At 67.9% G+C, this 12,214-nt stretch carries 7 protein-coding genes; 1 reads left to right on the top strand and 6 read right to left on the bottom strand.

Annotation, left to right across the window (positions count from 1 at the left end; genetic code table 11):
- Positions 1-8 precede the first annotated feature (8 nt).
- Entirely contained in the window at positions 9-359 is a 351-nt protein-coding gene (locus NUW87_RS06190; protein WP_269027721.1) for a DUF3054 domain-containing protein, read from the top strand.
- Positions 360-480: 121 nt separating this feature from the next.
- On the opposite strand, the gene NUW87_RS06185 is transcribed toward NUW87_RS06190, so the two are convergent.
- Genes NUW87_RS06185 through NUW87_RS06160 form a run of 6 tightly spaced genes read right to left on the bottom strand, consistent with a single transcriptional unit; the run spans position 481 to position 12,027 of the window.
- Positions 481-2,022, bottom strand: a complete 1,542-nt coding sequence (locus tag NUW87_RS06185) for an acyl-CoA carboxylase subunit beta (RefSeq protein WP_269027720.1) — start codon at positions 2,020-2,022, stop codon at positions 481-483.
- Positions 2,019-6,728 carry a polyketide synthase Pks13 gene (gene pks13 / locus NUW87_RS06180; RefSeq protein ID WP_269027719.1) on the bottom strand — a complete coding sequence of 1,570 codons (4,710 nt, stop codon included), beginning with the start codon at positions 6,726-6,728 and terminating at the stop codon, positions 2,019-2,021. Before pks13 ends, NUW87_RS06185 begins: the two co-directional genes overlap by 4 nt.
- Before the next feature lie 35 nt (positions 6,729-6,763).
- Positions 6,764-8,581 (bottom strand): FadD32-like long-chain-fatty-acid--AMP ligase, encoded by a 1,818-nt coding sequence (locus NUW87_RS06175; RefSeq protein WP_269027718.1) that lies wholly within the window; start codon positions 8,579-8,581, stop codon positions 6,764-6,766.
- A gap of 36 nt (positions 8,582-8,617) precedes the next feature.
- Positions 8,618-9,574, bottom strand: coding sequence for a cutinase family protein (locus NUW87_RS06170; RefSeq protein ID WP_126857819.1), 957 nt, complete (start codon positions 9,572-9,574; stop codon positions 8,618-8,620).
- 24 nt (positions 9,575-9,598) lie between these two features.
- On the bottom strand, positions 9,599-10,072 hold the full coding sequence (locus NUW87_RS11770; RefSeq protein ID WP_269027717.1) for a DUF732 domain-containing protein: 474 nt from the start codon (positions 10,070-10,072) through the stop codon (positions 9,599-9,601).
- Positions 10,072-12,027 (bottom strand): alpha/beta hydrolase-fold protein, encoded by a 1,956-nt coding sequence (locus NUW87_RS06160; protein WP_269027716.1) that lies wholly within the window; start codon positions 12,025-12,027, stop codon positions 10,072-10,074. Before NUW87_RS06160 ends, NUW87_RS11770 begins: the two co-directional genes overlap by 1 nt.
- Between the last annotated feature and the right edge of the window lie 187 nt (positions 12,028-12,214).

Here is a 12,214-nt window from a genome sequence, read left to right as displayed (position 1 = left end):
CTGCGTGTATGAATCAACGCATTTCCCGCCCCACCGCGATCGCGGCCGACTACGTCGCTATCGCCGTGTTCGCCCTGCTCGCACGCGCCGCCCATCAGACCGACGAGATGCCGTTCAACTTCACCGGCTGGCTGTCCACCCTGTGGCCTTTCGCCCTGGGTGTGACGTTGGGCTGGCTGATCACGCGCAAGAACAACGGCGGCATCATCTGGATCGTCACCGTCGTCACCGGCCTGGTCATCTGGGGCATCCGCAACCAGGACATCCCCCACTGGTCCTTCATCATCGTGGCCACGGTGATGTCTGCACTGCTGATGCTCGGCTGGCGCGGCGTGGCCAAGCTGGTGAAGAAGTCCTAGAAGCCGATGCCGAAGTTCCAGGCCGGATTTCCGGTCTGGATACCATTGATAAACCAGACCAGCATGCTGATCAGGTCGCCGACGATGTCAAGAGTGGAAGAAAGCATGGGGTGAAACCTTACTAGAGGGGACTAATGGTGTGCTTCTTAGGCAGGTCGAATTCCTGCTTGGAGGCTAGCTGCCGCAGGGCTCGCCGTAAAGCGGCGCGGGTCTGGTTAGGTTCAATCATCTGGTCGATGTAGCCGCGCTCCGCCGCGACGTACGGCGAGGTCATCTCCTGGTCGTAGAAGTCCATGAACATCTTCTTCATGGCCTCGCGCTGCGCCGGATCCTCGATGGCGGCGAGCTGCTTGCCCTGCAGCATCACCACCGCCGCCGCCGAACCCATCACCGCGATCTGGGCGGTGGGCCACGCCAGGTTGATGTCGCCGTTGAGGTTCTTCGACCCCATCACCGCGTACGCGCCGCCGTAGGCCTTGCGCACCACTAGCGTGACCTTCGGCACCGTGGCCTCCACGCCCGCGAACGCGAACTTCGCGCCACGGTGGATCAGGCCTTCGCGCTCCTGCTCCACGCCCGGCAGGTAGCCGGGAGTGTCCACGACGTAGACGATGGGGATGTTGTAGGCGTCGCAGGTGCGGATGAAGCGCGCGCCCTTGTCGGCGGCGTCCGCGTCGATGCAGCCGGCGGCGTACATCGGGTTGTTGGCGACGAAGCCGACGGCGCGGCCGTCGATACGCCCGAATGCGCAGATGAGGTTCTCGGCGTACCCGGACTGGACCTCGACGAGGTCCTCGTCGTCGCCGAGCTGCACCAGCAGGTCCATCATGTCGTAGCCGGCGTTGGTGTCGTCGGGCATGAAGGTGTCTAGCGCGGTGTCGTCGAGCTCCTCGTCGGGCTGCGCGGCGACGACGGGCGCGGCGTCGAACGTGGACGTCGGCAGGTGTGCGAGCAGGTCCTTGACGTAGTCGAAGGCGTCCTCTTCCGTGGCCACCACTGCCTGGATGTTGCCGGCTTGCTCCTGCACGCGCGCGCCGCCGAGCTCGGCGGAGGTGATGTCCTCGCCGGTGACCTCTCGGATGACGTTCGGGCCGGTGACGTACATCTCGGACTCTCCGTCCACCGCGACCACGAAGTCCGTGGTCACGGGCGCGTAGACGGCGCCGCCGGCGGACTTGCCCAGCATGATGGAGATCTGCGGCACGCGGCCCGACAGGGGCAGCTGGCGCTTCGCAATCTCGGAGTACATGGCCAGCGACGTCACCGCGTCCTGGATGCGGGCGCCGCCGGAGTCCTGGATGCCGATCACGGGGCAGGAGATCTTGATGGCGAACTCCATGACCTCGGTGACCTTGCGCCCGAACGTCACGCCGACAGACCCGCCGTAGACGGTCTTGTCGTGGGCGTACACGGCGACGGGGCGGCCGTCGATGCGCCCGTAGCCGGTGACCACGCCGTCGGAGTAGACGGCGTCCGGGTCGCCGGGGGTGCGGGCCAGCGCGCCGATTTCTACGAAGGAGCCTTCGTCCAGCAGCGCGTCGATGCGCTGGCGCGGGGTGGTGCGCCCGGCGTCATCGCGGCGCTTCCGGGAGCGCTCGGAGCCCGGGTCCTGCGCCTTGTCCAGGCGCTCGCGCAGGTCTTGGAGCTTCTCGGCGGTTGTCATCGCTTCCCCTCAATCCATGCGTTCATGTGCTTTCCGACGATCCCCACCGCCGGCTCGTCCACCACCGCGAGGTGGTCGCCGGGCAGGTGGACGATGGTCAGGTCGTCCACGATAGCGCCCCAGCCGCCGTCCTCGTCGATGTGCGCGTAGTTCGGCTCGAGCTGGATCGCGCCGTCGTGCATGCGCTCGGCACGGAACAGCAGCACCGGCACCTGCACATCCGCCCAGCGGGTGAAGTCGAGGTGGTTGAGGATCTGGTTGTCCACAAAGCTCGCGCGCTGGTGCTCCAGCACACCGGCGGCGAGGCCGTGCTCGGAGGCGTCGGTGGTGGCCAGGAACTCGGTGAGCATCTGCAGCAGCGCGTCCTCGCCTGCAGTTTCGAGCAGCTCGTAGGGCACGTCGAACTCGAGGCCGTAGGTCTCCTTAGCAAACGCGGCGTAGCGGCCCCACCGCGCCTTCGTCTCCTCGAGCGTGTCGGGGATCGGCTCGGACGGCTGGGTGGTGTCCAGAAGCGCGATGTAGTCGATCTTGTCGTTGCCCAGCTGGTGCGCCACCTCGTAGGCCAGCGCGCCGCCGAAGGACCAGCCGGCGAGCACGACCTTGCGCCCGTCGGCGATGCGCTCGATGTCCTTGACGTACTCCGCGGCGCGCTCCTCCAGGGAGCCCTCAAGCCTCTCGACGCCGTAGACCGGCACGTCGTCGCCAAGCCTCCGCGCGAGCGGCGCGTACACCGACGACGACCCGCCGGCCGGGTGGAACACGAACACCGGGGAAACCTCGGCGTCGCCGTCGCGGAAGACGCGGATGTTGCCGTCCACAGGTGTTTCCAGCCCCTCGCGCACGAGGTTCGCCAGCGGCTCGAGCGTCTCAGCGCCGAGCACGTCGTCCGCGGTGACCTCGATGCCGGAGCGTTCGGTCAGGTGCGCGGCGACCTCGCTCGCCTGCTCCTTGCTAATCGACGGCAACTCCGACGTCACACCGGCCGCCGCCGCACCCGCGTACTTGGCCCATGCGCCGAAGACCATGCGCTCGGAGGCGTCGCGCGGGGCCACGCCCACGCCCTGGGTCTTCTCGGCGGCCGCGGCCGGGTCGCGCACCTCGTCGTTCGCGGCCATCGGCTGCGGCGCGTCCGTCTTGCCGGCGACGGCGTCTTCGACGATGCGGATCACGTCGGCGACGGAGGCGTCGCGAAGCGTCTGCACCTGCAGTGGCGGAATCTGGAAGTCGTTCTCCACCCGGTTTTTGATGCGCATGCCCATCAGGGAGTCGAGGCCGAGGTCGATCAGCGGCAGCTCGTCGGGCAGGTCCGCGGCATCGTAGCCCATGGACTCGGAGACGATGTCGCGCAGGCGGTCCGCCACCGACTCGCCGGAGTCGGGGTCCCAGCGCACGGCATCTGCCTCGGGGTCTTCCTCGGGGGCGTTGTCTACCGAAGGTTCGTCGTCAAGCGGTCGTTCCATCACGCCCTGCACCGGTGCGCGGTCGATGGTGGAGGCGAACCCCTCCGCGAGCAAGGTCGCGCCGTCGAAGACCTTGATGGACACCCCGCCGAGCGAGGAGGCGACGATGGTGGTCACCTCGCCGTCCGCGGGCAGGTAGCCGTGCTCCTCGGTAGCCACCACGCGCGCGTTCGGCGAGACCTCGGCGGCGGCGGACTCGATGAGCTGGTGCGGGCTGAAGATCTGGTCGGCGGCGGTGGAAAACGCCACTTCGCCGCCCGGTAGGCGCACGCGCGAGCCCAAAAGCGACGCGCGCGAGGACGACGGGCGCGCCGGCGTCCAGTGGTCCACCTGCCTGAACATGGTCTTCGGCGCCTGCACCACTTCACCCGCGCCGTAGAACGCGCCGAAGTCCACGCCCATGCCGTTCACGTACAGTTTCGCGGCGAGGTCCAGCAGTGATTCCAGCTCGTCCACCTTGCGCTTGGTGGTGTACAGCAGCTGCGCGTCCGGCTTGCCGGCGGCGAACGCGGTGTTCATCATGCCCATCAGCGCCACCGGGTTCGGGGTGATTTCCACGAGCGTGGTGTGGCCGGCGTTAAACGCGGCTTCGGTCGCGTCCTGGAAGTACACCGGCTGGCGGGTCATGCGCAGGAAGTACTCATCGTCGTGGACGATTTGGCCGGGCTGGTACACCTCGCCGCGGTCCACGGAGGAAAACAGCGGCACGCGCAAAGGCCGCGCGTTCAGGCCGGCGATTTCGCCGGCGAGGTCGCCCATGATCGGGTCGAGGGCGCTGGTGTGGCCGGCGCCGCGCACGTTGAGCTTGCGCGCGAACTTCTCCTCGGCTTCGAGCGCGGCCACTACGTAGTCGACGGCCTTGCCCGGCCCGCCGACGGTGGTCATGCCGGGCCCCGCGTACACGGCGGGCTCCACACCGGCCGCCTGCTCATGCTTATCGACGAACTCCGCCAACTCCTCGCGGGAGAGCTCCACCACCGCCATGGCGCCTTCCTGCTCCGTGCCAGCAATCATGGCTTCGCCCTCGCCCATGAGTCGGGCGCGCGCGGTGGCGACGAGGATGCACTCCTCGGCGGACAGGCCGCCGGCGCCGTAGGCCGCGGCGATCTCGCCCATGGACATGCCCATCGTGGCGGCCGGGGTAATGCCGGCGGCGGCCAGCAGGTCGGTCTGCGCGATCTGGATGGCGGTGATGGTGACCTGGCCGTTTTCGGTGTCGTAGGTCAGCTCGTCGTTCTCGATTATCTCGAGCATGGACCAACCGGCCTGGAACTGCACCATCTCGTCCAACTCGCGCATGCGGCGCGCGAACAGCGGCGAGCGCGCAATGAGTTCCTTGGCCATCTTGCGGTGCTGGGAGCCGAAGCCGGAGTAGACGAAGACGGGGCCCATCGGGGTGGGGGCGTCGGCGGCGGCGATGCCGGGGCCGATCTTTCCATCGGCGACCTGGCGCAGGCGCTTGACGGCCTCCTCGACGCTAGATGCCTGCACGACGGCGGCGGAGCGGCCGTGGTTGCGCTTGGCCAGCGAGCGCGCGACCGGGATCAGGTCGGCATCGGCGCGGCCCTCGAGGAAGTCCGCGAGCACACCGGCGGCTTCCTTGCGCCGCGACGGCAACAGCCCCGACACCGGCAGCGCCGCCACGGAAACGCCCTCGAACGCGGGCTCATCCTCGACCACGTCGAAGTCGTAGTCGGCCGGGTCGAAGTCGGCCACGACCACGTGCGCGTTGGTGCCGCCGAAGCCGAAGCCGGACACACCGGCGACGCGGCGGCCGGAGTAGCGCGGCCACTCGCGCGGGTCCTGCACGACCTCGATGCGCTCGGCGTCGAAGTCGACGTAGTGGTTCGGGCCAGCGAAGTTGATGGACTCCGGGATCGTGTCGTGCTTCAAGGCTTGCAGCACCTTGATCAGCGCCACCACGCCGGCGGCGGATTCGGAGTGTCCGATGTTGGACTTCGCCGAGCCCAGCAGCAGCGGCTGGTAAGCCTCGCGTCCGCGGCCGAGCACCTCGCCCAGCGCGGTGGCCTCGATCGGGTCGCCGAGGATGGTGCCGGTGCCGTGGGCTTCGACCAGGTCCACCTGGTGCGGGTCCACGCCGGCGTCGGCGAAGGCGCGGCGCAGCACGTCCACCTGCGCCTCCGGGTTCGGGGCGGTCAGCCCGTTGGAGTGGCCGTCGGAGTTCGTCGCGGAGCCTTTGATCACGGCCAGCACGTTGTCGCCGTCGCGCACGGCGTCCTCGACGCGCTTAAGCACCACAAAACCTGCGGCGTCGGCGCGGACGATACCGTCGGCGTCGTCGGAAAACGCGTGGATGCGCCCGGTCGGCGAGATCACGCCGAGCTCCGAAAACGCCAGCGTCGCGAACGGGTTGGCCAGGATGTTCACGCCGCCGGCCAGGGCGACGTCGGCCTCGCCGTCGCGAAGCGCGCGCACCGCGTGGTGCACCGACACCAGCGACGACGAGCAGGCGGTGTCCACGTTCATCGAGGGCCCGCGGAAGTCGAACGCGTAGGAGATGCGGTTCGGGATCACGGCGGAGGACGCGCCGGTCAGCGCGTACGGGTGCGCCTCGTTCGGGTCGGCGGCGATGAGCATGCCGTAGTCGTTGTTGGACGAGCCCACGAACACGCCCACGGGCTCGCCGCGCAGCTCGCTGGGCGCCAGGCCGGCGTCCTCGAGCGCTTCCCACGCCACCTCGAGCATGATGCGCTGCTGCGGGTCCATGTTCTGCGCCTCGAGCGGGGAGATGCCGAAGAACTCGTGGTCGAAGGACGCGATGCCGTCCATGTACCCGCCGTCGGTGTTCTCCTCCGCCATCTTGGTGCGCACCACAGGGTCACCCAGGTACTCGTCCCAGCGGAGCGGGGGAAGCGGGCCGGTGGCGGAGCGGCCGTCGATAAGCATCTGCCAGAACTCGTCGTTGTTTTTCGCGCCCGGGAAACGCCCCGCGGAACCCACGATCGCGATGTCGTGGGAGCTCGTTGCTTCTCGACGTTCAACCTTCGGCGCTTCCTGCCTCTGCTCGAGAAGCGCCTGCGCCAGCGCCGTGATGGTCGGGTACTGGTAGGCGACGGTGGGGTCGACCCGGCGGCCGAGCAGCTTTTCCAGCTCGCCGGAGAGGATCACCGCATCGCGGGATGCGAGGCCGTAGGTTTCGAGCGGCGTGGTCGGGTCCACCGAGTCGACGCCGGTGGCGCCCTCGACCCAACTGGTGAGCCACTGGATCAGTTGATGCTCGTTCATAACAGTTCAGAGTATCGGCCCGTCCGGGCTTTTCGTTACTCTGCAGCAGCGTGTTCGCGCTCGGTGAACTGCTTCGCGTTGACGCGGCGGGCGATCTTGCCTGCGGTGGAGCGGGCCACCCCGCCCGGCGCGCGGAACTCCACGACCTCCGGCGAGATGCCGTGGTTGGTGGTGATGGCGGAGCGGATGGCGTCCTCGGCGGCGGCGTCGCCGGCCTCGGTGGCGCCGTCGGCGCGCTCGGCGAGGATGATCAGCCGCTCAACGTCGTCGCCCGGCACGGCGAACGCGGCGACGGAGTCCTTGCGCACGTGGTCGGAGGCCTCCATCGCGGTGGCCTCGATGTCCTGCGGGTAGTGGTTGCGGCCCGCCACGACGACGAGGTCTTTCACGCGGCCGGTGATGAAGAGGTGGTTGTCCAGCACGGTGCCCAAGTCGCCGGTGGCGCACCAGTTGTCCTTGGGCAGGCCGTCCTGGATGGTGGCGCCGATGGTGTTGCGGAAGGTCGCCTCGGTTTCCTCCGGGCGGTCCAGGTAGCCGGCGGCGACGTTGTTGCCGTTGACCCAGATCTCGCCGATCTCGCCTTCGGGCAGCTCGTTTTTGGTCTCGGTGTCCACGATGGCGAAGTGCATCCACTTCACCGGCTGGCCGTTGGACGCCATGGGCACGCCGCCCTCGGCGGGTACGGCCTTGCCGTCTGCGAGCGCTTCGCGGTCGAACTCCACGAATTTCGGGCGCTCCTCGGTGCGGTCTGTGGACACCAGCAGGGTGGTCTCCGCCAGGCCGTAGGAGGGGCGCAGCACGGTGCGGTCCAGACCGGAGTCGCCGAACGCGCCGATGAACGCCTCCACGCCGGGCTTGGTCACGGACTCGGAGCCGATGATGATGCAGTCCACGGCGGAGAAGTCGTACTGGTCCGGGTGCTCCGGCGCCGCGTAGCGGGCGGCCAGATCGAGCGCGAAGTTGGGGATGCAGGTGTAGAGGTGCAGGTCCGCCGGGTCGTCGTCGCGCCGCGAAAGCATGTCCACCCAGCGCTTCGGGTTCTGCAGGAAGTCGCGCGGACTCATGATGTCCAGCACCTGGCCCAGCACGACGCCGAGCACGGCGACGATGACGCCCATGTCGTGGTGCTGCGGCAGCCAGGTGGGGATGCGCATGGGCGCTTCGAAGCGCAGCGCCTCGTTGATCTGCAGCACGTCGGTGACCAGCGCTTCGTTGGTGATCATCACGCCGGCCGGGTTGCGGGTGGAGCCGGAGGTGTACTGCAAGAAGCAGATGGCGTCTGCGGTGTTCTCGCCCTCGACCGGGGCGACGGGCTGCCAGGAATCGGCGAGCGTGTCGGGCAGGGAGTCCGCGGCGAGGATGCGGGGGCGCTGAGCTGCCGGACGGTCGGCGAAGTAGGCGCGCACGGCCGGGGCACCGGCGGAGTTGGTCACCACGAGGCGCACGTCGGCATCGTCGAGCACGGCGCGCAGGTGGGCCTCGTGGCCGGGCTCGTTCGGGTCGTACAGCGGCACCGGAGCCAGGCCGGCGTACAGCGCGCCCATGAAGGCGAAGAGGTACTCGGCGGAGTTCGGGGCCATAATCGCCACGCGCTCCCCCGGCTCGCCTACCTGGGCGAGACGCGCGGCGACGGCCTTGATGCGGGTGTTGACCTGCGTGCGGGTGAACTCGCGGGCCTCGCCTTCCGGGTTGGAGGTGAAGTCCCAGTCGCGGATGTTCACAGCGTCGCCGCCGCCGGCGGCAAGGTGGGCCTGGTAGATCGTCTCACTCAGGCGCGGGAGGGTGAAGTGCTCTGGGAGCGCGATTTGGCCGTTGTCGTCAAAAAATTGCGCGATGAGCTGCTGAAGATCCATACCCGTAACTCCTTTGCGGGACAAAACTATTTCGGACTACAAACTTTCTACCACGTTCTGGACCCAACCTACAGTCCATTCCGGCACGGTGGTCCCGGGGATGACGGCCGGATTGGTCGCGTACATGGCGTGATTGCCGTTCGCCGCAATGAGCGCGTGGGCCCGGTCGATGGCATTGCCCACGCCCTTCGGCGCGTCGCAGACCGTGTCGTCCGGCGCGCAGATCTCAAACGCGCGGTCCTCCACCAGACCGAAGCCGCCGGGGCGCGGGCCGGTCATGGTCGCGCCCGGGGTGACCCGGTCCACCAGCGCCTGCAGCGGCTGCATCACAATCTCCGCGCCCACGCCTGCGACCTCGGCGCCGGGGTTGACGCCCACGCCGTTTTCGCGCCGGCCGTCCGCAATCATCACCGCGCCCAGCAGCCGCTCCGGGTCGATCGGACCTTCACTATTGCCGATCTTCGACGCCACGTCGCCCACGATCACCGCGCCCTGGGAGAACCCGGCGATGATGAACTTCGTCGACGGGCATGTTTCCGCCACAAACCGCAGCTCGCCGGAAAGCTTCGCGGTACCTTCGGCGCGCGAGTCGTCGTACGTCATCTCGGCACGGCCGTGCGCCGTCTGGATGTTCCTGAACTGCGCGGTGTACGGCACCGTGAACACGCGCACGTGGTTGATGTCGTACATCTGCTGCAGCGGCTGGGTGATCGAGAGCATGAAGCTCGCCGGGTTCGCTGCCGGGGCAAACGGGTCATCGTCCGCCGCGGACTCCCAGGTACCGGGCACGGAGACGAACTCGACCGCGGGGCACCAGTCCGGCTCCGCCGCTTGCGTCTCCGACGGGGAGGCAGGAGCCTCGGACGTTGCCAGCGGGCCGTCCGCCGACGGCAGCCCGGTCTCACCGGAGCGCCACTGGTAGATCCCGAGTCCGATTAAAGACAGCACCACAATCACTGCGGCGACGACAAATACGTTGCGCGATGTGCGCATGAGCCCAGGCTCCCTTCTGTACTGCTAGGAGCAGAGGTTGGCGCGAGCGGTGTCGCTGATCAGCGCCGCCACGCCCGCCGCGTCCATGTCGGTGCGGCGTTGCTCCACAAGCTGGCCTGCCACCGCGTCGCGGGTGATCAGGTTGTCAGCGCACACCGTAGCGCCGGTAGCTGTGAGCTGGTCTTCAATCCCGTCGACGTTGACTCCGCTTTCCCTTAAGGTGGCCAGGTATGCCTCTTCCTGCGGGGAGAAGGCGCTGGCTTGCTGCGGCACGTCGGTCACCTCGCGGGCCGGCTGATCGTCGACGCGTTTGCTTTGCGACGACACCACAGCCGACGACGACGGAACCTCCGACGTTTCCGTCTCGGATTCAGTTTCAGCCTCGGAGGCCACCGTCGGAGTATCGGTCACGTCGTCCGAGTCCACGGTGGCGCCCCCGCAGGCGGCCACGGCGACGGCGGTAGCGGCCGTCGCAAAGCAGAATGCAACCTTGCGCACTAGTTCTTCCTTACATCAACGCGGCCGTTGACCTGCTGGATCGTGCCGTTCTGGAAGTCGATCGTCAGGCCGCCCGCCGGAATCTTCTCCATGTCCTTGACCGGCCAGCCCAGCTCACCCTGCTCGTAGCCGCGCTTGCCCCACTCGTCGAAGATGTCGCCGGTGAGGATGGTGTGCGCGCCGGTGGCCGCGGACCAGTAGATATTGCCGTGCTCGAACGGCTGGAAGAAGCCGCCCTTGACCGCGATCTCGTTGCCGGTCGGGTACCCCAGCTCAGAGGTGGCGGTGCCGATCTCGCCGTACTTCTCCGCGATCGCGCCGTGAACGATGAAGTGCTTGCCGTCCGGGTTGCGGGTGAGGAAACCACCCTGGAACTTCTGCACGTAGCCCTCGCCCACCTGGTTTGCCTCGGCCACCGGGTACTTCAGGTCGCCGCCCTCGTAGCCGTTTTCGCCCCATGCTCTGAACATGTCGCCCGGGATGGCGTACGCGCCGGTCTGCGGGGTCCAGTAGACGGAACCGTGCTGGAAGTGCACGAAGCGGCCCACGCCGTCCGGCGCCGGCGTCTCGCCCGTGACCGGGAAGCCCAACCAGCCGGCCGGGCCGCCGAGCGCGTTGTACTTGGCCAGGATCGCGCCGAACAGCGCGTGCGCGCCGGTGTCCGGCGACCAGTAGGCGGTGCCGCCGCGGAAGTCCTGGGCCTTACCCTTGGTATCCTTGCCCGCGTCGTACTCGTCGTTGACGCAGGAGCCGATCGTGCCGGACTTGGTTGCCTCGGCGATCGCGCCGATCGGGGTGCACTTGGAGCCGCGGTCCGCCTCCGGCACCTCAAGCGCGTTGGCGATGTACGGCCATGCCTGCGCCATCTCGAACTGCCAGTACTCCCAAGAGTGCACACCCGACGGGCGGAAGCGCACGATCGGCTTGACCGGGGTGCGCGAGGCGTAGTCCACGAACGTCTGGGTGGACAGGCGGGACAGCACCTCCAGGCCGATGCCGGCCGGGTTGGCCTGGCCCTTTGCTACGGATTCTGGGTTGCCGAAGTCGTCGCGGCCCGAACCGGCGGAGACGTAGACCGTCATGTCCTTCAGGTTCTCGATGCCCAGCTTCGGGTCGTGGTCGATCCAGTCCTGCGAGCCCAGCGGACCCCACATCGCTTCCGCGTTGTAGCCGCCGGCGTCCATCTGCGCCGCCTTGATCGCGGTGGGCATGCCGGTTGTGGTGGTGTCCAGGTAGCCGGAGAAGGAGCCGACGAACTTGAACAGGTGCGGGTTGCGCTCAGCCAGGTTGACCGCGGCGGTGCCGCCCATGGACAGGCCCACCACGGCGCGGGAGCCGTTGGAGCGGAACTCGTTGTCCAGCACCGGGACGAGCTCCTTGGTCAGGAAGGTCTCCCACTTGTAGTGCTTGCCATTGTTCTCGCGCTGCCAGTCGGAGTAGAACGAGGACTCGCCGCCCACCGGCAGGATCACGTTGACGTTCTTGTCGGCGTAGAACTGCTCGATGTTCGTCTCGATGGTCCAGCCGTTTTCGTCGTCACGCGCGCGCAGACCGTCGAGTGCCCACACCTCGGGGAACTTCGCGGTCGGGTTGGAGTGCCAGTCGCGCGCCAGCAGGATCTGCACCTGGATCGGGTGGTCCGGCATGGACGGGGAGTTGATGAACACGGCGACGCGGCGGTTGGTGATCCACTCGATGCGGTCCACCTTCACGCCCTCGGGCAGGCCCGGGATCTGCGGGCTGGTCTCCACCTCGATCGGGGTGCGCTTCGGCGGGTCGTGCGGGCGCAGGCCGTCGGAGATGCCGCGGTTCGAAGACATCTGCGAGGACAAGTCACCCGGCAGGCTCGACTGCGCGTTGGCGGGGCTGACAGCGACGGGTGCCAGCGTGAGGGCAAGGGCGGCGGGCAGCACCGCGGCGGCGAGCCGCGTGGGGGTGGTTCGGTTGTCTCGCATGAGTCTCCTACCTCGTCTGGCTACTGGTGTCACAAGAGTATCGCTAAAAAGCTTAAGTTTCACTTGAAGGTTTAGTCGTGTGCGACACGCGATGCGTTACGACGAGCCCCTCCCCCCGCCCCGGGCCCAATCCGCGCAGATGGTGAATCTTCGATGGTGAATCCGCGCTCCATAGCAGATTTTCACC

It is taken from the genome of Corynebacterium pilbarense, from assembly GCF_026930265.1.
Lineage (GTDB): Bacteria > Actinomycetota > Actinomycetes > Mycobacteriales > Mycobacteriaceae > Corynebacterium > Corynebacterium pilbarense.
The sequence above is the reverse complement of the archived record's forward strand: the minus strand, read 5'-3'. Positions and strand labels throughout refer to the sequence as shown.

Coding starts and splice junctions, on each gene's coding strand:
- NUW87_RS06190 (WP_269027721.1), top strand. CDS start 9: ATGAATCAACGCATTTCCCGCCCCACCGCGATCGCGGCCGACTACGTC.
- NUW87_RS06185 (WP_269027720.1), bottom strand. CDS start 2,022: ATGACAACCGCCGAGAAGCTCCAAGACCTGCGCGAGCGCCTGGACAAG.
- pks13 (WP_269027719.1), bottom strand. CDS start 6,728: ATGAACGAGCATCAACTGATCCAGTGGCTCACCAGTTGGGTCGAGGGC.
- NUW87_RS06175 (WP_269027718.1), bottom strand. CDS start 8,581: ATGGATCTTCAGCAGCTCATCGCGCAATTTTTTGACGACAACGGCCAA.
- NUW87_RS06170 (WP_126857819.1), bottom strand. CDS start 9,574: ATGCGCACATCGCGCAACGTATTTGTCGTCGCCGCAGTGATTGTGGTG.
- NUW87_RS06160 (WP_269027716.1), bottom strand. CDS start 12,027: ATGCGAGACAACCGAACCACCCCCACGCGGCTCGCCGCCGCGGTGCTG.